The sequence below is a fragment of the Pseudomonas sp. URIL14HWK12:I12 genome (genome assembly GCF_003097135.1).
In the GTDB taxonomy this organism is placed as follows: Bacteria; Pseudomonadota; Gammaproteobacteria; order Pseudomonadales; family Pseudomonadaceae; genus Aquipseudomonas.
This window is the reverse complement of record NZ_QEQL01000001.1, coordinates 635,148-655,449: the sequence shown is the minus strand read 5'-3', so window position 1 is coordinate 655,449 and position 20,302 is coordinate 635,148. Positions and strand designations below refer to the sequence as shown.

The window sequence follows — 20,302 nt, the reverse complement described above, 5'->3', positions numbered from 1 at the left end:
ACAACGGTCATGTAGTGGTCCATGCAGGACCGCTACCTCCCCATGGAGCTTGACCATGCACCTCGAAGGATCCTGTCACTGCCGCGCCGTGCGCTTCTGCCTTGAAAGCCCGCATCCCTATCCCTACCAGCGCTGCTACTGCTCGATCTGCCGCAAGACCCAGGGAGGCGGCGGCTACGCGATCAACCTCAGCGGCGATGCCAAGACCCTCAAGGTTCACGGTACGCGGCATGTGCGCATCTACCATGCACGCCTGGAAGGTGGCGGCCAGAGCAGTGCCCAGCGGCACTTCTGTGGCCAGTGTGGCAGCGGGTTGTGGTTGTTCAGCCCGGAGTGGCCAGAGCTGGTGCACCCTTTTGCCAGCGCCATCGATACCGAGCTGCCGGTGCCGCCGGAGCACACCCATTTGATGCTGGGCTCCAAAGCACCGTGGGTGGAGGTGCAGGGTGGTGCTCAAGACCTGCGTTTCGATGCATACCCGCAGGAGTCCATCGCTCAATGGCATCAGCGTCTGGAACTCGAAGCGTGACGCTCAGAGCTGCTTGACCCGCTGCGCAGCCGGCACCGGCCTACCAAACAGGTACCCTTGAAAGTGAGAGCAGCCTTCGCCGCGTAGCCGGTCGTATTGCTCACGGGTTTCCACGCCCTCGGCGGTGATCTGGATCTCCAGGCTGCGGCTCATCCCGGTAATCGCGCGGATGATCGCCAGGGATTCACGGCTGTTGTGCATGTCATGTACGAAGGACTTGTCGATCTTGATCTTGTCGAACGGGAACGAGCGCAGGTAACTCAACGACGAGTAGCCGGTGCCGAAGTCATCCAGCGCAATGCGCACGCCCAGGGCCTTGAGTGCCTTCAGCGTCTGGATATTGCCTTCGCTGTCGTCCAGCAGCACCGACTCGGTTATTTCCAGCTCCAGACGTTGCGGCGCCAGCCCTGATTCTGCCAGCGCCGAGACAACCAGCGCCTGCAGCCGGCCGCTCTTGAACTGTATCGGCGAGAGGTTCACCGCCACGGTCTGGTCGCTCTGCCAACTGGCGGCCTCCCGGCAGGCCAAGTGCAGTGCCAGGGCTCCGACGTCGTGGATCAAACCGGTTTCTTCGGCGATGGGAATGAAATCCAGCGGCATCACCAAGCCGCGCTGCGGATGGGGCCAGCGGATCAAGGCCTCGTAGCCAGTCACTGTGTTGTGGCCCATATCGATGATGGGCTGGTAATACAGCTCTAGCTGCTGCTTGGCGATGGCCTCACGAAGGTCCATTTCGATAGCGCGGCGGCGGCGCGCGGCTTCGTCCATCTCCAGTCGAAAGTACTCGAAGCGGTTGCGCCCGTTGCGCTTGGCCTCATACAGCGCCATGTCGGCGCAGCGCAGCAGTTGGTCGCCGGTGTCATGATCCCCGGGTGCCAGCGCAATGCCGATCGACAGGCCCACGCTGACGGTGTGGCCGTCGATCAGAAACGGTGCGCGAACGGCGTCTATCAACCGCTGGGCGCTCACTGCAGCGCCCGGGGCACCGGCAAGGCCCGGCAACACCACGGCGAATTCATCGCCGCCCAGGCGGGCCAGCAGGTCATGCTCGCGCAGCTCCTGACGCAGACGGCTGGCCAGTGCTCGCAGCAGCGCGTCACCGACCCCGTGCCCCAAGGCATCGTTCACCCGTTTGAAGTTGTCCATGTCAAGGCACAGCACTGCCGTCACCGGCCGGCTGGGCGCTGGGCTGGCGAGGGCCGTGTCCAGGCGCTGGCGAAACAGTGCGCGGTTAGGTAGCCCGGTCAGGATGTCATGGTGCGCCATGTGATGGATCTGTGCAGTGGCAGCGCGTTCATCGGTGACGTCGTCGTTGATCAGCAGCACGTAGCGGCTGCGCGGGTCGGCGCCGAGGATGACCTGCCCGGTGGTTCGCAAGCTGCGCGGCCCCAGCGCGGTCGGTAATACCCCTTCGTCGCGAAAGGGGGCGCCGCTGCGCATGGCTTCGTCGACCACATGGTCCAGGTAGTCGGCCACACGGGCCTCGAGGTGCTGATGCAGTTGCTGGCCTCGCCACTGTTGGGGGGCGATGCCGAACAGGCGTTCGGCCTGGCGATTGACCAGCAGCACCGATCGGCTGACGGCATCCTCCACGATCACGCTGGAGGGAATATTGGCGACGATTACCTCCAGGAACGAGGACAGCCTAGCCAGCTCGTCCTTCTGCTGCTCGACGAGTTCCTGGGCCTTGCGCCGCTCGGTGATGTCGCGGGTCACCTTGGCAAAACCCAGCAACGTGCCGTCGTCGCCGTGCAGGGCATCGATCACCACCATCGACCAGAATGCCGAGCCATCTTTTCGGTAGCGCCAACCCTCGGCTTGGAAGTGGCCGCGCTCACGGGCGATTTCCAGCCCCTTTTCGGGCAGGCGCGCGGCGCGATCGGCTGCGCTGTAGAACACCGAAAAATGCTGGCCGACGATTTCTTCAGCGGTGTAGCCCTTGGCACGTTGGGCGCCAGCGTTCCAGTTGGCGACGATGCCTTCGGGCGTCAGCAAGTAGATGGCGTAGTCCACTACGCCTTGCACCAACACTTTGTACATCAAGTCGGTGGGCTGTGCAGTCATCGGGCCTCTCGATCTGGGGATTTCACTATCCGCCATAGATTAATGTCGTGGTGCCAGTGTCTCTCAAAAAACCCGGCTAGGAAACTTGCCCTCTAGGGGGGTGGGCAAGAGCTCCGATTTCCGATAGAGGGGCCGTTGTGCCGAAGCGCTATGGATTACGCTGTGGCGTGGATCTGGCAAACCATCCGGAGGCTTTCACATGCTCGAAGTGCGCACTTACAACACCTTGCACGCCTTGGCTCACTACTTGGCGCGCGGACGCTTCATGGTGCTGACCGGCGCTGGCATCAGCACTGCGTCGGGCATTCCTGACTACCGGGACAGCGACGGCGTGCGCCGTGGCAACGCGCCGATGATGCATCAGGAGTTCGTCAGCTCGGCGCAGGCGCGCAAGCGCTACTGGGCTCGGGCTATGTTCGGCTGGCAGGGTGTTGGCAAGGCCCGGCCGAACGCTGCGCATCTGGCCCTGGCTCGCCTGCAGGCGGGCGGCTGGGTGGGCGAGCTGGTAACGCAGAACGTCGATGGCCTGCATCAGGCAGCAGGCAGCGAGGCGGTGATCGAGTTGCACGGCAACCTGCACCGGGTTCGCTGCCTGACCTGCGGGCAGGTGCATTCGCGCTTGTCAGTGCAAGCGGACCTCGAGGCGCTCAATCCTGGCCTTCAGGATGTGCATGCGGTGCTGGCACCCGACGGCGATGCGCACCTGGCCAATCACTTCCTTGAGCGTTTCCAGATGCCCCTGTGTGCGGCCTGTGGCAGCGACGCCCTGAAGCCGGATGTGGTGTTTTTCGGTGATGGGGTGGCCCAGGCGACAGCCCAAGCGGCTTGGGCCGCCGTGGAGGAGGCCGACGGCCTACTGGTGGTAGGCAGCTCGTTGATGGCGTATTCCAGCTTCCGCCTCTGCCAGGAGATGTCGCGCCAAGGCAAACCGTTGCTGGCGATCAACCTGGGGCGTACTCGTGCCGACCCGCTGTGGGCGGTGAAGTCGGCCGAGCCTTGTGAACAAGCCTTGCCTTGGCTGGTACAACAACTGGCTGGGTGAATTTCATGTTTCACCGCGCTGGCCCGAGTTCCCAACCGGGCCACTAATCTGCTACATTTTGTGTCAACAACCCGTCAAGTGCTCGTGAATGCCTGCCTACGGTTTGCAAGATGCTGATCTACAACGGTTTTTCGTTTTAAGAACGTCTGGCCTGGTAGGCCCAAGGGATGGGTAATCGAATGAGACTTTCACGACGCGCATTGATGGCGGGCGCGGTAGCAGCGGGTGCCTTGGCTCCAGTGGCCTATAAAGGTGCCTTCGCGGCCAAGAAGTGGTGGGCCGAAGGCGGCACCCCCAATGAGGCCAGCCAGGAAGTGGCCGACGTGCCTATGCAGCGGCTGGGTAACTTGCTGCGCGGGGTGTGGGCAATCGAGCTGGCCACACCTGCCGGGTTGGGCAGCCCCTTGCAGGGGGCAACCTTGCTGCTGGACGTCGGTGAGCGCGGCCGTGGCCTGCGCGGTTACCTGGATGACTATGCCAAGCTGGTCGACAGCCAGACCACGCCCCATTACCAGGTACTGGGCGACTTGGTCGGCGCCAGCGAGGGGGAGGTGCGCTGGCGCCTGCTTGACCTGACACGCCCGCGGCGAATGGCGGCTTATGAGTTTGTCGCGCAATTGAGCGACGACTGGGCGCGCTTCGGGGTCGACAAGCAAGACACGCTTTCCGGCACCCTGCGCAGGCTCGACCTGGCTGACTCCGCCGAGCCGCTCGAACAGCGCTTCATTGCGCGCAAGCAGGACTTCGTCGAGGCCCGTGATCGCACCCCGCTTGACCCGGCGCTGGCCGCCTGGGTGATCGCCCCGCAGCACCGGGTGGCGCATCAGCTATGGCACACCGTGCGCGACAAATGGCACCTGCTCGGTGAAGACCGCCGTGTGGCCCTGCGCACCCTGGGCTGGCAGCCAGGCCCCAAAGGCGACGAACGCGGCGCTCGCGGCAAGTACAAGGACCAAAACGGCTCAGGCATCGACTTTCTGTACATGCACCGGCACATGCTGGGGATCGCCCGTACCAAGAACGCCCCGCCGCCCTGGCAGCATTTTCCGCTGCCTGTGCCGATGGCCGAAACTGACCGGGTCGGCTTCATCCGCTATTTCGAAAACGCCCATGGCACCAGTGCGCCGCCCACCTGGCTGGCCCCCGAAGACGAGGCCTATAGCCTTGGCGTGGCGCGGATCAAAAGCCGCGATACGTTTTTCGGCAACTTTCAGGTGTGGGAGTCGCGCTTTCGCGACCCGCAGTACCTGGCCAGCATGACCTTGGGCCAGTTCGGCTCGGCAATCGAAATGACCTTGCATGACTGGCTGCACATCTGTTGGGCCGGCGTGCCGCGCGACCCCGCCAACGGGATGCCGCAACCCTGGGCACGGCCGCCCTCTGATTTTTCCGAGCGCTGGTTCGCACAGGTGAACGATTTCCTTGGCGACCCATTCTCTTCCCACGTCAACCCGGTGTTCTGGGGGTTCCACGGCTGGATCGACGAGCGCATCGACGACTGGTATGACGCCCACCAGATGGCCCACCCCGGCGAGGTGCAGCGCGCAGAGCTCAACGGCGTTCATTGGTTCGCCAAGGGCAAGTGGGTGGAGATCGACGACCCCTGGCTGGGGCCGGTGAGCCATGATTGCGCTGAAGGGCCCGGCATGTGGATCGACAAGTCGGTGGAGAAGGACCTGGACGTCATGAAACTGGCGCTGCGGGTCACGGTGCTTGAGCGTGGTGAACTGGGCGACAACCTCGACCAGGCCAAATTGCGCCCCTGGTACGCACGTAACCTGCCGGGCATGCAGCAAACCTGACCCGCCGGGCGCCCCCGCTTGCCCTGGGCTGGCGCAGCGCGTAGCCTTGCGCGTTCGAGGTGCCTGCAACCGTTTGCAGGCTAATAGGGAACGCGGTGCGACACCGCGGCTGCCCCCGCAACTGTAAGTGGCCCAGGGGGCCGGCAACGCCACTGGGCCGCACGCCGCGCCGCCTGGGAAGGCGCCGGCCCCGGCCCGAGCCAGGAGACCTGCCTCGAGCGTAATTCCAATTTCAACCGGGCGGGGTGATCCGGTGGCGAATGCCTGCGTTCGGGCCTGGCCCTGCGTACGCCATGGCGCCGTGCCCGCCGCAGCCATAGGGCACTTGCATGAAGACGCTGGCCAAAACCCCCGTCACTATCGTTACCGGCTTCCTCGGCTCGGGTAAAACCACGTTGTTGCGGCACCTGCTCGACAACGCCCAGGGGCGGCGCATTGCCGTGATCGTCAATGAGTTCGGCGAGCTGGGCATCGACGGCGACCTGCTCAAGCAATGCAGCATCGGCTGTACCGAGGAAGAGGCCAGCGGCCGGGTTTACGAGCTCGCCAATGGCTGCCTGTGCTGCACCGTGCAGGAAGAGTTCTTCCCGGTGATGCGCGAGCTGGTGCAACGCCGAGGCGAGCTGGACCACATCCTGATCGAAACCAGCGGCCTGGCCCTGCCCAAGCCGTTGGTGCAGGCCTTTCAGTGGCCGGAAATCCGCAGCGCCTGCACGGTGGATGCGGTGGTCACGGTGGTCGACACCCCGGCGGTGGCCGCCGGTACCTTCGCCGCCTACCCAGAGCAGGTCGATGCGCAGCGCAAGCTCGACCCCAACCTCGATCACGAGTCGCCCCTGCACGAGCTGTTCGAAGACCAGCTGGCCAGCGCCGACCTGGTGGTGCTGAACAAGGCCGACCTGATCAGCGCCGAAGGCCTGAAGGCTGTGCGCGAGCTGGTCAGCGAAGAATTGCCCGCAGCGGTGAAGGTGATCGAGGCCAGCAACGGCCAACTGCCGCTGGAGGTGCTGCTGGGGCTGGGCAGTGAGTCCGAAGCGCATATCGATACCCGCCCCAGCCACCACGACAGCCACCACGGTGACGGCGAGGACGACCACGATCATGATGCATTCGATTCCATCTCCCTCGACCTGCCCGAGGCTGACGAAGAAAAACTGCTGGCAGCACTCACCGCTCTGGTAATGCGCCACGGCATCCTGCGGGTCAAGGGCTTCGCTGCCGTGCCAGGCAAGCCCCTGCGGCTGCTCATACAAGGGGTAGGGTGCCGCTTCGACAAGCACTTCGACCGCCCCTGGAAGGCAGGCGAGGCGCGCGTCACGCGCATGGTGTTGATTGGCCAGGAACTGGACGCAGCGGCGCTGCAGGGCGAACTGCTGGCCGCGCTGCAAGGCTGACCCATGCATCTGTTGCGTACACAGCCCGGTGGCTTCGTGCCGGACGACAGCATTGCCGACCTGGGCCAGACCCCGGCGGAGCTGGTGATCCTGTGCAGCGGTGATTCGCACCTTGCGCTGCTGGCCGAGGCCGCACGCCTCCTTCCGCAGGACTACCCCAGCCTGCGCCTGGCCAACCCCATGCAGGTGCAGAATCATGCTTCGGTCGACCTCTACGTCGATCAGGTCCTGCGCCACGCTCGAGTGATCCTGCTGTCGCTGCACGGCGGGGTGGGCTACTGGCGCTACGGCGTAGAGCAGCTTCGCGCCTTGCCTGGGGTGCAGCTGCTGATGGTGCCCGGTGACGATCGGCCTGACCCGCAGCTCGCAGAGCTGTGCACGGTGCCGGCCGCTGATGCCGAGCACGCCTGGCAGTACCTGCGCCAAGGCGGGCTGAGTAATGCGCAGTCTTTGTTCGGCTTTCTCGCCGACCGTTATCTGGGCAGGCCTATGCCCTGGGTGCCTGCGCAGGCGTTGCCGCGCTGCGCGATCTACCATCCGCAGGTCGCAACCCCGACGCTGGCCGACTGGCAGCGTGATTGGAAGGCCGGTGCGCCGGTGGCGCCGATCCTGTTCTATCGTTCGCACTTGCAGGCGGCAAACACCGGTTTTCTCGACACGTTCTGCCACGTCTTGGTCGAGCAGGGCTTGAACCCACTGCCCATCGCGGTGGCCAGCCTCAAGGAGCCGGCGTGCCTCGCCCAGGCCCAGGCCTGGATGGACGAAGCGGGCGCGGCGGTGGTGCTCAATACCACCGGCTTTGCGCTGTCGAACCCCGAGTCGCCGAACCTGCGCCCGCTGCGCCGCGACATCCCGGTGATCCAGGCGATCTGCGCGCAGGACAACCAGCCTGGCTGGGAGGCCAATACCCAAGGGTTGGGCCCGCGCGACCTGGCCATGCATATCGCCCTGCCGGAGCTCGATGGCCGCATCATCGCCCGGCCAATCAGCTTCAAGAGCCTGGCCTGGCGCAGCGACCGCAGCCAGAGCGACGTGGTGTGCTATCAGGCCCACCCTGAGCGGATGGCGTTCGTTGCCCAGTTGGCGAAACGCTGGGCAGCGCTGGCCACGCGCCCCAATGGCCAGAAACGGGTTGCACTGATTCTGGCCAATTACCCCACCCGCGACGGGCGCATTGGTAATGGCGTGGGCCTGGACACCCCCGCGGCGGCCCTGAACATCCTGCGTGCGCTGGGCGAGCAAGGCTATGGCGTCGACGACCTGCCGGCATCCGGTACCGCGCTGATCCACGCCCTGCTCGGCGGCGTCACCAATGATCTGGAGCAGCTCGACCTGCGCCCCTGTGCCCAAAGCCTGGCGCTGGCTGACTACCGCGCCGCGTTCGAGGCCATGCCACCGAGCTTGCAAGCAGCGGTCAATGAACGCTGGGGCCACCCGGCCAGCGACCCAATGTTTCGCCAGGGCCGGATGATGGTCGCGGGGCTGCGCTATGGCCAGGTATTCGTTGGCATCCAGCCTGCCCGTGGTTACCAGCTAGACCCCAGCGCCATCTATCACGATCCAGACCTGGTGCCTCCTCACGGCTACCTGGCGTTCTACTTCTGGCTGCGCCATGCCTGGCAGGCCGATGCGGTGGTCCATGTGGGCAAGCACGGCAACCTTGAGTGGCTGCCGGGCAAAGGTGTGGGCCTTTCAGCCCAGTGCTGGCCGGACGCTGTGCTCGGCCCATTGCCGAACGTTTACCCCTTTATCGTCAACGACCCCGGGGAAGGGGCGCAGGCCAAGCGCCGCACCCAGGCGGTGATCATCGACCATCTGATGCCGCCGTTGACCCGCGCCGAAACCTACGGCCCGCTACGCGACCTGGAGCGGCTGGCCGACGAATACTACGAGGCTCAGTTGCTCGACCCGCGCCGTGCCCTGGAACTGCAGAAGGACATTCTGGCCTTGGTGCGGGAAACCGCGCTGGACCGCGAGCTGCAATTGGATACCGCCCAGGCTGCCGACACCTGGCTGCCGGCCCTGGACACCTACCTGTGCGACCTCAAGGAATCGCAGATCCGCGATGGGTTGCACGTGTTCGGCCAAGCCCCGGCAGGGCGCCTGCGCAGCGATACCCTGGCGGCGTTGCTGCGGGTACCGCGCGCTGACGGCAAGGGCGCCAATGCCAGCTTGCTGCGGGCCTTGGCCGAGGCGCTGGGCCTGGGTTTCGACCCGCTCGATTGCCTGTTCGGCGAGCCTTGGGCCGGCCCCCGCCCCCCGATACTTGAACAGCTGAGCAGCGATCCGTGGCGCACTCAGGGCGACACGCGCGAGCGCCTGGAGGCCCTTGCGCTGGCGCTGATCGACGGCGCGCCGCTGCCTGCCGACGACGCTTTCGCCCCGGTGCGCTCGGTGCTGAACGGGCTGCACGAGCAGGTCGCTCCTTGCCTGGACCGCTGTGGCGAGGCCGAGATGGGTGGGTTGCTGGCTGCGCTGGCCGGGCGTTTCGTGCCGGCGGGCCCCAGTGGCGCACCCAGCCGCGGCCGGCTCGATGTGCTGCCCACGGGGCGCAATTTCTATTCGGTGGATGTGCGCAACCTGCCAACGGTGACCGCCTGGCGCATCGGCTTCGCCTCGGCCAACCTGCTGCTTGAGCGGCACCTGCAAGACCACGGCGACTACCTGCGGCAGTTGGGCCTGTCGGTATGGGGCACCGCGACCATGCGTACCGGTGGAGACGACATCGCTCAGGCGATGGCCCTGATGGGCGTGCGCCCGGTGTGGGCGACCGGCAGCCAGCGGGTCGATGATTTCGAAATCCTGCCACTGAGCCTGCTGGACAGGCCGCGCGTGGATGTGACCTTGCGCGTATCCGGGTTTTTCCGCGATGCCTTCGGCAACCTGATTCGGCTGTTTGACGCCGCCGTGCAGGCCGTTGCTGCGCTGGATGAGCCGGGCGACATGAACCCGCTCGCAGCACGCGTGCGGCAGGAACAGGCACGCTTGCAGGCCGAGGGGCAGGCGCCCGAACAGGCGCTGCGGCGGGCGAGCTGGCGGGTCTTCGGTGCCAAGCCGGGTGCTTATGGCGCAGGCGTGCAGAACGCTATCGAAGGCCAGCAGTGGGCGCAGCGTGCAGACCTGGCCGAGGTCTATCTCAACCACGGGGGGTATGCCTACGCCACCGGCGAGGACGGCACTGAGGCCCGTGAAGCCTTCGCCGAACGCCTGGGCCAGGTGCAAGCGGTGCTGCACAACCAGGACAACCGAGAACACGACCTGCTCGACTCCAACGATTACTACCAGTTCCAGGGCGGCATGCTGGCGGCGGTAAGCCATTTGAGCGGGCGCGAGGCGGCCAGCTATCACGGTGACCACAGCGTTGCCGATGTGCCGCGCATTCGAACACTCAAAGAAGAGCTGGGGCGGGTGGTGCGCGGCCGTGCTACCAACCCCAAATGGATCGAAGGCGCCAAGCGCCACGGTTATAAAGGGGCGTTCGAGCTGGCGGCCACGGTCGACAACCTGTTCGCCTTCGATGCCACCAGTGAGCTGGTAGACGATCACCAGTATGCTCAGCTGGCCGATGCCTATCTGCTCGACCCCGACACTCGTGGCTTCCTGCAGGCGAACAACCCCGCCGCCTTGCGCGACATCACCGAGCGCTTGCTCGAAGCTCAGCAACGCGGCCTGTGGCAAGCGCCCGGCGACTACCAGGCAGCGCTTGAAAACCTGCTCATCGACAGCGAAGAAGACTCATGACCCAGCATTACCCCTTGGCCGCCGTGGTCGGTGCCGACGACCTGAAACTTGCACTGTGCCTGGCCGCGATCGATCCCCGGCTGGGCGGGGTGCTGATCGAAGGGCCACGAGGCATGGCCAAAAGCACGCTGGCGCGCGGCCTGGCCGACCTGCTCGAAGGGGGGGCGTTCATCACTCTGCCGTTGGGCGCCACGGAGGAGCGGCTGCTGGGCAGCCTCGACCTGGAGGCGGCGCTCGGGGAGGGCCAGGTCCGGTTCTCGCCAGGGGTGCTGGCGGCTGCCGACGGCGGTGTGCTCTATGTCGACGAGGTGAACCTGCTGCCCGATCACTTGGTGGACCTGCTGCTGGATGTGGCCGCCAGCGGGGTCAACCGGGTGGAGCGCGATGGCATCTCCCATCAGCACCCGGCGCGGTTCGTGCTAATCGGCACCATGAACCCGGAGGAGGGTGAGCTGCGCCCTCAGTTGCTGGACCGCTTCGGCTTGAGCGTGGCGTTGAACGTTTCACCCGCGCCGGCTGAGCGGGGCGAGATCGTGCGTCGGCGCCTGGCCTTCGACGAGCACCCGCAAGCGTTCATCGAACACTGGGCGAGTGAGCAGCGGGTGTTGAGTGAACGCTGCGCTCGGGCTCGACAGAGCCTGGCCGGCATCGCGCTGGATGATGCGTCGCTGGCGCAGATCAACGAGCGCTGCCACGCCGCTGGGGTCGATGGCTTGCGCGCTGACCTGGTCTGGCTGCGTGCAGCGCGTGCCCATGCCGCCTGGCGCAGCCAACCGGCCATCGACCAGCACGCGATCGACGCGACCGCAGAGTTTGCATTGCGGCATCGGCGTAACTCGGCAGAGCAGCCACCTGCACCGGCGCCACAGTCGCAAGGGAGTGAATCGACGCAGGGCCGGTCCGGAGACTGGGGGGAGTTGCCGCCCACGCCGGAAGCCAACGGCCCGCGTCGCAGCCTGCCGGGGTGGCCAAAAAAGCCCTGAGCCCCGGCCCGCGCGGCCAGGCCGGGGCGCGTGGCGGCGGCGAGCGCATCGATTGGCCGGCCACCCTGGCCGTGGGGCGGCCGAGGGAGCTTGACCAGGTGCAGTGGCGGCAGCGGCTGGCGCCGCCCCCGGCCTTATGGCTGATCATTGTCGACAGCTCAGCCTCCACACGCCGGCAGGGCGCCTTGAGCGCCGCAAAGGGCTTGCTACAGACCGTGTTCGACCAAGCGTACCGCCAGCGCGCGAACCTTGCCGTGATGACAGCCGCCGGGCGTGCCCCGCAGTGGGCCAGGCAAGGGCTCAAGGCCAGCTTCGCGCTGCAGCCATGGTTGGCCCAGTTGGGCGCCGGTGGTGGCAGCCCGCTGGTCGAAGCGCTGGCCAGCGCTCGGGCGTGGCTGGCGAGGCGCCGTCGGCAACGCCCCCATGAGCGCCAGCATTGCCTGGTGCTCACCGACGGCCGCTTGCATTTCGACAGGGTTGCCCCCTTGGGCTGCGATACCGCGTTGGTCGATCTGGAGCGCACATCCATCAGGTTGGGCCGGGCGCAGCAGCTGGCTCGCCTGCTCGACGCCACTTGCTGGCACATTGATCAGCTTTAGGCTTTGCGGTGATCTAGCGCCTGACTCCAGCGATTGTGGCCACATTCGTCGCAGGTGTGCCGCTGCAAGGCCTGCAGCTGTCGCACCGCGCCGCACCACTCACAGGCATAGACGCCCGTTTCACGCGCCTGGCTGACGATTGATCGGTGCTCGGCGGGGAGAATGGACAGCCCGGGGCGAACCTGCTCAGGCTCATAGAAGTACAGGCTTACGTCGCCATTGACCTCCAGAAACGCCAGGCGTATCTGGCCAAGGTGCTCTGCGCCGTGCAGGCGTAGCTCCATGAGGAACTCATCATGGCTCACATTGCCCGTCGCCAGGGAATCGGCATCGAAGTGGCCGTCACGCACGATCAGAATGGGCTTGCCCTGCAGCCACTGGCCGAAGCGGCTGCTGCGCTCGGTGGCCCAGGTGGTCAGGCGGTAGAGCAGGGTCATGGTCACGAACACCATCACCACTGGCAAAATGGGTACATCTTCGTAGAAGGTCACGTCCCCCGCTGCCGAACCCAGCGTGAGGATCACCACCAGTTCGAAAAGCGACAGCTGGCGCACGCCTCGGCGCCCGGCAATCTTCAGAAATGCAAAGACCACCCCATAGGCCAGCGCCGTACGCGCTGCAACTTCCCACAAGAAGTTGAGGGTGGTCTTTTCGAGCAATAGCCTATGCCAATCGAACGCACTCATGAACCACCGTTAGTTCAATGAACAACACGTTCTTATTGGCAGCATGGGCCCGTGTTTAGTTCAGCGCGGCCTCTGCCAGGGTTGCAGCGCATGGCCACTGTGAGACAGTTCGGCGCGCACTTCCTCGATCAGGGTCATCCATTCCCGGCGATTGGTATAGGTGCTGTTGGGAATGCGGGCGTGGCCAATGCGGGTGCTGGTGCGGTCGACGACCGAAAGGCTCAGCTCGCCATTGGTATCAGGTGCCCAGGCGACGCACTGGAAGGGTTGGAAAGCATGGTTGGCGATCAGCAATGCTTCGTTGACACGGAGCGTAGCGTTCATGGAGTTCAGCTCTCTGTTGGCCGCCGCAACAGCGGCCGTGGCGTTTTTAGTCTTCAACCCGGCGGGTTGTTAAAGGTGTTGATGCCGGGACTACCCGCTCAAGTCACAGTGCAAACAAAAAATAATGAAGTTTTTTGCTGGGCTGCTTGGCGGGTGTGACGGCCGAATGACGGAAAGATTCAAATGGGCAGATGAGCGGCAACTTTCAGGCGCCCAGCGACTTGCTCACGTATTCAAACGCTGCAGCCTCGCGCTCCGGCCAGCTTCCGCCAAGTTCGATAAAGCATTGCCGATGCTCGGCCAGCCATTGTCGGCTTGCCGCGTGGAACGCTGCACGGTCTGCCAACGCGGGCTGGCAGCGCTGGCCATCATCGACCCAGGGCATGCCTTCGGGGGACAGCAGCAAGGTGAGGTCGTAATGGCGCGCCAGCAATGCAGGTTCGATCCATGCCGGGCACTGATCGAACAACACCAGGCTCCATAGCCGGTTGCTCAGCAGGTGGGTGTCGAGGATCAACAGGCGCGGGTGCAGCGCTCGGGCTGCATCTTCCTCGGCCAACTGGCCTTGGGCGATCGGCGTGATGTCGGCGAGGGTCGTTTCACGGCCCAGCTGTGCATAGTACCGGCGCACGTATTCGTCCACCCGCACCCCGCCGAAGCGCCGGTGCAGGGCTTCGGCCAGGCGGCTCTTGCCTGCCGATTCCGGCCCGGCGAGCACAACCACTTTCATCGTGCCAGCGCCGGGTCGGCCCGCCACTGTCGCCAACCCATGGCTGCCAGCACGACAAAACCGGCGTAGAGCAGGGCGGTCAGGTTCAGGTCCTTGACCAGATACAGGCCGACGTACACCACATCGATGGCAAGCCAGAGCGGCCAGCATTGCAGGTACTTGCGTGCCATCCAGGCTTGAGCCACCAGGCTGAAGGCTGCCAGAGCCGCATCGAGCCAGGGCTGCTCAGCATCGGTGAAAGAGGCCATCACCATGCCCAGGGCCAACGCGCCTGCTGCGCCGCAAGCAAGCCCCAGCAGTAGGCCATGCCGGCCCAATGAACTGACCTGCCGACCGTCGTGGCGCTGCCCGCCACGGGTCCACTGCCACCAACCATAGAGCTGCAGTACTGCGAACACGCCTTGGAGCAGGGCATCGGAATACAGGCGCACCCCAAAGAACAGCCACCCGTACAGCACTACCCCCACCAGCCCAATAGGCCAGCACCAAGGCGTGCGGATCACAGTGAGCCACACCGAGAGCGCGCTGATCGCAACCGCAAGCCATTCGAGGGCAGACATCAGGGCCAACTCCGTGCAGTGAAAAGGGGCAATTGTAATCCCATGTGCGCTATATCCGAAGCTGCGCATGGCCAATGCCGGCGTGATACATGATTTTCGCCACACACTGCGCAACGGCAGGTATGCTCGCGCGGCAATGTTCGAGCACTGTGATCGGTTGCGCCACGAAGCTGTTGAAAAGTTTCACGTTTTTTTCAGGCAGCCATCTTTAGATTGTGCGCCATTCAAGGCTTGCGCCTGCGCAAGCTGACCAGGGGGAAAGATGGACGTTTGGACCGCAGCACAATCGATCATTCTCGGCATCGTCGAAGGGCTTACCGAATTTCTGCCTATCTCCAGCACCGGCCACCAGATCGTGGTGGCCGACCTGCTGAGTTTCGGCGGTGAACGCTTCAAGGCGTTCAACATCATCATTCAGCTTGGCGCGATCCTGGCGGTGGTCTGGGAGTTTCGCCGCAAGATCCTCGACGTTGTCGGCGGGCTGTCCAGCCAGCCGCGCGCGCGCCGCTTCACCCTCAACCTGATGTTGGCGTTCTTCCCCGCCGTCGTGCTGGGCGTTGCGTTTTCCGACCAGATCCAAGAGTACCTGTTCAACCCGATCACTGTGGCGCTGGCGCTGGTGATCGGTGGCGTGATCATGCTCTGGGCCGAGCAGCGCGAACACGTGGTGCGGGTAGAGCACGTAGACGCCATGCGCTGGTCCGACGCGCTGAAGATCGGCTGCTGCCAGTGTTTGGCGATGATCCCGGGCACGTCACGCTCCGGCTCTACCATCATCGGTGGCCTGCTGTTCGGGCTCTCGCGCCAAGCGGCCACCGAGTTCTCGTTCTTCCTCGCCATGCCCACCATGGTCGGCGCCGCGTTCTATTCCGGTTTCAAATACCGCCATCTGTTCCAGGCCTCGGACGTGCCGGTTTTCGCCCTGGGTTTCGTGGTGTCATTCATCTTTGCGATGATCGCCGTGCGTGGCCTGCTGCGGTTCATCGCCAATCACAGCTATGCGGTGTTCGCCTGGTACCGCATCGCCTTCGGCGCGTTGATTCTGGCCACTTGGGTGTTCGGCTGGGTCGATTGGAGCAGCGCTCAGGCCTGAACGCGGCGCTCCAGCTCGGCCCACAGGCGCGGGTCGTCGAACGTCTCGATGGCCAGGTCTGCGCCAGCGCCCAGTAGGCACTCCGCGCTCTGGCTGGTGGCCAGGCCCACGGTGTAAAGGCCTGCCCCCTTGGCTGCGGCCAACCCCGGGATCGAGTCCTCGAACGCCATGCCCTGGTCTGCAGTCGCATTCAACTTCAACAAGCCGGTCTGGTAGGGCAGTGGGTCGGGCTTGGCTCGCGCAAGGTCTTCGGCCACCACCACATGGGCAAAACGCTCGGCCAGGCCCATGGCCGCCAGCATGTGATCGGCGTTGGCGCGCGGAGCGTTAGTCACCACCGCCCGGCCGATGCGGCGCTCATCGCTCCATGCCAGCAGGCGCAATAACCCGGGGATGGGCTCCAGCCGGGTCGACAATGCCCGAAAGCGGGCCTCTTTGCGATCGGCGAATGCCCGATGCTCCTCCACGCTGCGCTCGGGAAACAGCAGTTCACACAGCTGCGCATTGGCCCTGCCGCTGCACTTTGCCATGAACTCTTGCTCGCTGAAGGGCCGGTTGTCCTCTTCCATCAATAATTGCTGGATGGCCACCAAGTGCAGATGGTCGGTGTCGGTAAGGGTGCCATCAAGGTCGAACAGCAACGCGTCGAGCATGGTCAGCGGTCCAAAAGGGGCAAAAGAGGGCGCCGAGAGTAGCAGCCAGGCGGCACGCACTCAAACCGCCCACCGGTCAGCCCGGCCTTGCCCGAGGCATGAGCTGTATGTATAAACAGCGGCGTGAACCGGATGCCCAACGTGAACCCGCTCGACGACCCTTTCTATTACCTGGTCAACTTCCGTACAGCGCTGGCCTGGTTGGCCGAGCGCTACGCCGACCTGCTCGATGCCCCTGAACAGGCCTTTATCGAGGTTTTCGGCGCGCTGCCCCAGCCCTCTCAGGCGCTGCTGGTACGCCTGGTGATGCGCAAGGGCGAGCATTTTCGCCACAGCCGGCTGGCCTACCCGGAAATCGGCTGCCCGGCGAGCGCCGCCCAGCCTCTACTGGCGCTTGGCTGGCTGTGCACACGCCAGCCACTGAGCGCCGCCGAGCTCTGCACGCAACTGACCAAGCCGGAGCTTGCCCAGCGCTTCCAGGCCGAGGGGCTCAAGGCAGCCTGGCGCAAGCCTGAGCAACTGGCCTGGCTACAAGCGCGCTACCCGCAAGCGCAACCCTTCGAGCAGTGGTGCCAGGCGCTCGGGCCCTTGTACAGCTTGCGCGTGAAGGCCCTGTGCGAGCGGCTGCGGTTGATGTTTTTTGGCAACTTGCATCAGGACTGGTCGCAGTTCGTGCTGGTAGACCTGGGCCTGCACCGCTTCGAAACCGTGGCGCTGGCGCCGGAATCGCGCGCGCTTGCGTGCCGAGAAGATATCGAGGTAGCCCTGGCGTTGCATGCGCTGCGTGAGCAGCTCGATGCCGGCGAGCCGCTTGATGCATTGGAGGCCGAGGTGGCTGCGGTGAGCACCTGCAATGCCTGGCTCGATGGCCGCCGCCAGAAGTTGCTGTTCCTGATGGGCCAGGCGGCCGAGCGGCAGGGGTTGAGCGAGCAGGCTGAGCGGCTATACCGCCAGTGCCACTGGCCCCAGGCGCGTTGGCGGCTGTTGCGGGTCTTGGAGGTGGCAGGGCGCTTCGTTGAAGCGCTGGCGCTCTGGGAACAGGCGCACGCAGCGCCGCGCAACGCTGCCGAAGCCCAAGCCTTGCCACGCATGCTGCCCCGGCTGCTGCGGGGTTTGGGCCGGCCCGGCCCCCGCCGCAAGCCACCGGCCAAGCCAGAATTACTGCATTTGGCCTTGCCGCCCTCGGCCAGTGTCGAAAGGGCCGTCGGCCAGGCCCTGGAGACCGACGACGCCCCGGTGCTCTACCTGGAAAACGCCCTGTTCAATTCTTTGTTCGGGCTGTTGTGCTGGCCGGCGATCTTCGCCCCATTACCGGGTGCTTTTTTCCATCGGTTCCAGCACGGCCCGGCCGACCTGAACCAGCCCGATTTCTACGCCCGTCGCCAGGCACTGTTCGATGCCTGCCTCGCTGAGCTCGATGACGGCCGTTATCGCGCAACCATCCTGGCGCGCTTCGAGGAAAAATACGGGCTGTCGACGCCGTTCGTGTATTGGGGCGCGTTGAGCCCGGCACTGCTGGAGCTGGCCCTGGCTTGCATCCCGGCCCAGCACTTGCGCTGCTGTTTCGAGCGCCTGCTTCAGGACATCGCCGCCAACCGCACCGGCATGCCAGACCTGATTCAGTTCTGGCCAGCCGAGCGTCGCTACCGGATGGTGGAAGTCAAGGGCCCGGGTGATCGCTTGCAAGATAACCAGCTGCGCTGGGCTGCGTTTTGCGCCGAACAAGGGATGCCGCTTCAGGTGTGCCACGTCACCTGGCAGGCTGAGGCTGCAGCATGAGCTACCGGGTCGCGGTGCGCGGCTTGTGCGAGTTTGGCGCGCGAGCCGGCGACCTGGACCTGCGCTTCACCCCCGCGCCCAGTGCGCTCGAGGGCATCGTTGGGCATCAGCAGGTGGCGGCGGGCAGGGGGGCGCAGTACGAAAGCGAAGTGGCACTGGAGGGGCAGTACGGCGAGCTGCTGGTGCGTGGCCGCGCCGATGGTTTCGATGCCGCCCGCCATTGCCTGGAAGAAGTCAAAACCCATCGCGGCGACCTCACGCGCCAGGCGGCGAACGTGCGGGCATTGCATTGGGCCCAGGCGAAGGTTTATGGCTGGCTGATCTGTCAGCAGCGAGGCTTCAGCGAGCTGACCGTGGCGCTGGTGTATCTGGACGTCGACAGCGGCAAGCAAACGCGTTTCGAGGAGCGCCACCTGGCACCTGCGCTGCAGCAGGTCTTTGAGCAGTTGTGCCAGCGTTACATCCAATGGGCCGAGCAAGAGCAGGCCTGGCGCGAGGCACGCGACAGGGGGTTGAAGCACCTGGCGTTTCCGCTCGCGAAGTGGCGCCCCGGCCAACGGGAGCTTGCCGAAACGGTGTACAAGGCCGCCAGCACCGGCCGTTGCCTGCTGGCGCAAGCGCCGACTGGGATCGGCAAAACCCTGGGCACTGTGTTCCCGGCGCTCAAGGCCATGGCGGCGCAGCAGTTGGATGTGCTGCTGTTTCTGACGGCCAAGACCCCAGGGCGGCGCCTGGCCCTCGATGCCCTGGCGCGCCTGCGCACACCGGCCGCCCCTCTGCGGGTGCTGGAGCTGGTAGCGCGCGACAAGGCCTGCGAGTACCCGGGCACTGCCTGCCATGGCGAGGCCTGCCCGCTGGCCCGTGGTTTCTACGACCGCTTGCCGGCGGCCCGTGCCCAAGCTGCCGAGGCCGGCTGGCTCGATCGCCCGGCGTTGCGTGAAATTGCCCTGCGCCATCAGGTGTGCCCCTATTACCTGTCGCAAGAAATGGCCCGCTGGGCCGATGCCTTGGTCGGCGACTACAACTACTGGTTCGACGTCAGCGCCTGGTTACACGGTTTGGCCCTGCAATTGGGCTGGCGTGCCACGCTGCTGGTGGACGAGGCGCACAACTTGGTGGACCGCGCCCGCGGCATGTATAGCGCTGAGCTCGACCAGCAACGCCTTGCGCCACTGCGCAAGGCGCCCCTGCCGGGCCTGGCTGGCCCGTTGCAGCGGCTGTGGCGGGCCTGGAATGCACTGAACGCCGAGCAAAGCGCGCCTTACCAGGCCTCGCCTACACCGCCCGCGGCGTGGCTCGCTGCGCTGCAGGGCTGCATTGGCGCGCTCAATACGTGCCTCAACGAAAACCCCCAAGGGTTGCAAGGGCCGTGGCTCGAGTTCTATTTCGATGCGCTACAGGTGCAGCGCATCGCCGAGCGCTTTGGCCAGGGCCACATTTTCGACAGTCACCTTTACAGCCTCGGCCGCCAGCGTCGCTCGCGGCTGTGCCTGCGTAACCTGATACCCGCGCAGGCACTGGCCCCCCGCCTGCAGGCCGCGCACAGCGCGGTGTTGTTTTCCGCCACCCTGAGCCCTGCGCGCTATTTTCTAGACCTGCTGGGGCTGCCCGCCGACTGCGCCTGGCTGGATGTGCCATCCCCGTTCGCCGCGCACCAGCTGCAGGTGCGCCTGGCCGGGCACGTGTCCACTCGCTACCAGCACCGGGAAGGCTCGATGGCGGCCCTGGCGCAGGTGCTTGCCGGGCAGTATCGGCGCCAGCCCGGTAATTACCTGGCGTTTTTCAGCAGCTATCAGTACCTGGAGCAGGCACTGGTTGCGTTGCGTGCCGAAGCGCCTGGCGTGCCGGTGTGGGCGCAGGCACCTCGCATGGGCGAGCCTGAGCGGGAGGCGTTTGTCGGGCGCTTTGTCGAAGGCGGGCAGGGCATAGGTTTCGCCGTGCTCGGCGGTGCTTTCGGCGAAGGTATCGATTTACCCGGTGGGCGCCTGATCGGCGCGTTCATCGCGACCCTGGGGCTTGCACAGCTGAACCCGGTCAACGAGCAGCTTCGCCAGCACCTCCAACAACGCTACGGGGCCGGTTATGACTACGCCTACCTGTACCCGGGCCTACACAAGGTGGTGCAGGCCGCTGGCCGAGTGATCCGCGACGAGGGCGATCAGGGCGTGGTGGTGCTGATCGACGATCGCTTCGCCCAACCTCAGGTGCAGGCGCTATTGCCACGCTGGTGGCCCCGGGCCGAGCCCTGCCCGCCGGCGCTACCGGGGGAGTACGGGCAGACCTTACCGCTGCTGGGCTGAACCACGGGCATCGTCAGCCGGTC

The 20,302-nt window shown here is 65.3% G+C and carries 16 protein-coding genes and 1 riboswitch; of the genes, 10 read left to right on the top strand and 6 right to left on the bottom strand.

Going from position 1 to position 20,302, the window contains the following annotated elements; translation table 11 throughout:
• Positions 1-55: 55 nt before the first annotated feature.
• Positions 56-529: a GFA family protein gene (locus tag F474_RS03095; protein WP_097083996.1), complete on the top strand. Its 474-nt coding sequence runs from the start codon at positions 56-58 to the stop codon at positions 527-529.
• A gap of 3 nt (positions 530-532) precedes the next feature.
• Here F474_RS03095 and F474_RS03090 read toward each other — a convergent pair whose 3' ends face one another.
• Complete coding sequence (locus F474_RS03090) at positions 533-2,593, bottom strand: bifunctional diguanylate cyclase/phosphodiesterase (protein ID WP_256577675.1); 2,061 nt, start codon at positions 2,591-2,593, stop codon at positions 533-535.
• Between the two features lie 199 nt (positions 2,594-2,792).
• Between F474_RS03090 and F474_RS03085 the strand changes: the two genes are divergently transcribed.
• The 6 genes from F474_RS03085 to F474_RS03060 all read left to right on the top strand — a co-directional run bounded on the left by F474_RS03085 (position 2,793) and on the right by F474_RS03060 (position 12,154).
• Complete coding sequence (locus F474_RS03085; RefSeq protein WP_097083997.1) at positions 2,793-3,635, top strand: NAD-dependent protein deacetylase; 843 nt, start codon at positions 2,793-2,795, stop codon at positions 3,633-3,635.
• Between the two features lie 179 nt (positions 3,636-3,814).
• Positions 3,815-5,437: a PvdJ/PvdD/PvdP-like protein gene (locus tag F474_RS03080; protein ID WP_097083998.1), complete on the top strand. Its 1,623-nt coding sequence runs from the start codon at positions 3,815-3,817 to the stop codon at positions 5,435-5,437.
• A gap of 40 nt (positions 5,438-5,477) precedes the next feature.
• Positions 5,478-5,669, top strand: a riboswitch (cobalamin riboswitch).
• Positions 5,670-5,766: 97 nt separating this feature from the next.
• Entirely contained in the window at positions 5,767-6,831 is a 1,065-nt protein-coding gene (gene cobW, locus F474_RS03075) for a cobalamin biosynthesis protein CobW (RefSeq protein ID WP_097083999.1), read from the top strand.
• Positions 6,832-6,834: 3 nt separating this feature from the next.
• A complete protein-coding gene (cobN, locus tag F474_RS03070; RefSeq protein WP_097084000.1) occupies positions 6,835-10,572 on the top strand; it encodes a cobaltochelatase subunit CobN in 3,738 nt (1,245 codons plus the stop codon).
• Positions 10,569-11,555 carry an ATP-binding protein gene (locus F474_RS03065; protein ID WP_097084001.1) on the top strand — a complete coding sequence of 329 codons (987 nt, stop codon included), beginning with the start codon at positions 10,569-10,571 and terminating at the stop codon, positions 11,553-11,555. The genes cobN and F474_RS03065 overlap by 4 nt, the downstream gene beginning before the upstream one ends.
• Positions 11,556-11,602: 47 nt before the next feature.
• On the top strand, positions 11,603-12,154 hold the full coding sequence (locus F474_RS03060; protein ID WP_097084293.1) for a VWA domain-containing protein: 552 nt from the start codon (positions 11,603-11,605) through the stop codon (positions 12,152-12,154).
• Here the strand turns inward: F474_RS03060 and F474_RS03055 are convergent.
• The 4 genes from F474_RS03055 to pnuC form a co-directional block, all read right to left on the bottom strand.
• Entirely contained in the window at positions 12,151-12,840 is a 690-nt protein-coding gene (locus F474_RS03055; protein WP_097084002.1) for a DUF421 domain-containing protein, read from the bottom strand. The two genes, F474_RS03060 and F474_RS03055, sit on opposite strands and share 4 nt — an antisense overlap.
• Before the next feature lie 60 nt (positions 12,841-12,900).
• The gene (locus F474_RS03050) at positions 12,901-13,164 is read right to left on the bottom strand and encodes a hypothetical protein (protein WP_097084003.1); all 264 of its coding nucleotides are present in this window, start codon (positions 13,162-13,164) and stop codon (positions 12,901-12,903) included.
• A 205-nt stretch (positions 13,165-13,369) separates the two neighbouring features.
• A complete protein-coding gene (locus tag F474_RS03045) occupies positions 13,370-13,894 on the bottom strand; it encodes an AAA family ATPase (protein ID WP_097084004.1) in 525 nt (174 codons plus the stop codon).
• Positions 13,891-14,454, bottom strand: coding sequence for a nicotinamide riboside transporter PnuC (gene pnuC / locus F474_RS03040; RefSeq protein ID WP_097084005.1), 564 nt, complete (start codon positions 14,452-14,454; stop codon positions 13,891-13,893). The genes F474_RS03045 and pnuC overlap by 4 nt, the downstream gene beginning before the upstream one ends.
• A gap of 262 nt (positions 14,455-14,716) precedes the next feature.
• Here pnuC and F474_RS03035 point away from each other — a divergent pair, with 262 nt between their 5' ends.
• Entirely contained in the window at positions 14,717-15,547 is an 831-nt protein-coding gene (locus F474_RS03035) for an undecaprenyl-diphosphate phosphatase (RefSeq protein ID WP_097084006.1), read from the top strand.
• Here F474_RS03035 and F474_RS03030 read toward each other — a convergent pair.
• Positions 15,538-16,200 (bottom strand): HAD family phosphatase, encoded by a 663-nt coding sequence (locus tag F474_RS03030; protein ID WP_097084007.1) that lies wholly within the window; start codon positions 16,198-16,200, stop codon positions 15,538-15,540. The two genes, F474_RS03035 and F474_RS03030, sit on opposite strands and share 10 nt — an antisense overlap.
• Positions 16,201-16,332: 132 nt before the next feature.
• On the opposite strand from F474_RS03030, the gene F474_RS03025 reads away from it, so the two are divergent.
• Together F474_RS03025 and F474_RS03020 are read left to right on the top strand one after the other, a co-directional pair.
• Positions 16,333-17,979 carry a VRR-NUC domain-containing protein gene (locus F474_RS03025; protein WP_097084008.1) on the top strand — a complete coding sequence of 549 codons (1,647 nt, stop codon included), beginning with the start codon at positions 16,333-16,335 and terminating at the stop codon, positions 17,977-17,979.
• Positions 17,976-20,279 (top strand): ATP-dependent DNA helicase, encoded by a 2,304-nt coding sequence (locus F474_RS03020; protein ID WP_097084009.1) that lies wholly within the window; start codon positions 17,976-17,978, stop codon positions 20,277-20,279. Before F474_RS03025 ends, F474_RS03020 begins: the two co-directional genes overlap by 4 nt.
• Positions 20,280-20,302: the final 23 nt, after the last annotated feature.

What these genes read in the sequence shown, in the direction of transcription:
- F474_RS03020 (WP_097084009.1), top strand. Translation starts at nt 17,976, where the DNA reads ATGAGCTACCGGGTCGCGGTGCGCGGCTTGTGCGAGTTTGGCGCGCGA.
- F474_RS03045 (WP_097084004.1), bottom strand. Translation starts at nt 13,894, where the DNA reads ATGAAAGTGGTTGTGCTCGCCGGGCCGGAATCGGCAGGCAAGAGCCGC.
- F474_RS03065 (WP_097084001.1), top strand. Translation starts at nt 10,569, where the DNA reads ATGACCCAGCATTACCCCTTGGCCGCCGTGGTCGGTGCCGACGACCTG.
- F474_RS03080 (WP_097083998.1), top strand. Translation starts at nt 3,815, where the DNA reads ATGAGACTTTCACGACGCGCATTGATGGCGGGCGCGGTAGCAGCGGGT.
- F474_RS03055 (WP_097084002.1), bottom strand. Translation starts at nt 12,840, where the DNA reads ATGAGTGCGTTCGATTGGCATAGGCTATTGCTCGAAAAGACCACCCTC.
- pnuC (WP_097084005.1), bottom strand. Translation starts at nt 14,454, where the DNA reads ATGTCTGCCCTCGAATGGCTTGCGGTTGCGATCAGCGCGCTCTCGGTG.
- cobN (WP_097084000.1), top strand. Translation starts at nt 6,835, where the DNA reads ATGCATCTGTTGCGTACACAGCCCGGTGGCTTCGTGCCGGACGACAGC.
- F474_RS03030 (WP_097084007.1), bottom strand. Translation starts at nt 16,200, where the DNA reads ATGCTCGACGCGTTGCTGTTCGACCTTGATGGCACCCTTACCGACACC.
- F474_RS03085 (WP_097083997.1), top strand. Translation starts at nt 2,793, where the DNA reads ATGCTCGAAGTGCGCACTTACAACACCTTGCACGCCTTGGCTCACTAC.
- F474_RS03095 (WP_097083996.1), top strand. Translation starts at nt 56, where the DNA reads ATGCACCTCGAAGGATCCTGTCACTGCCGCGCCGTGCGCTTCTGCCTT.
- F474_RS03035 (WP_097084006.1), top strand. Translation starts at nt 14,717, where the DNA reads ATGGACGTTTGGACCGCAGCACAATCGATCATTCTCGGCATCGTCGAA.
- F474_RS03090 (WP_256577675.1), bottom strand. Translation starts at nt 2,593, where the DNA reads ATGACTGCACAGCCCACCGACTTGATGTACAAAGTGTTGGTGCAAGGC.
- F474_RS03025 (WP_097084008.1), top strand. Translation starts at nt 16,333, where the DNA reads ATGCCCAACGTGAACCCGCTCGACGACCCTTTCTATTACCTGGTCAAC.
- cobW (WP_097083999.1), top strand. Translation starts at nt 5,767, where the DNA reads ATGAAGACGCTGGCCAAAACCCCCGTCACTATCGTTACCGGCTTCCTC.
- F474_RS03050 (WP_097084003.1), bottom strand. Translation starts at nt 13,164, where the DNA reads ATGAACGCTACGCTCCGTGTCAACGAAGCATTGCTGATCGCCAACCAT.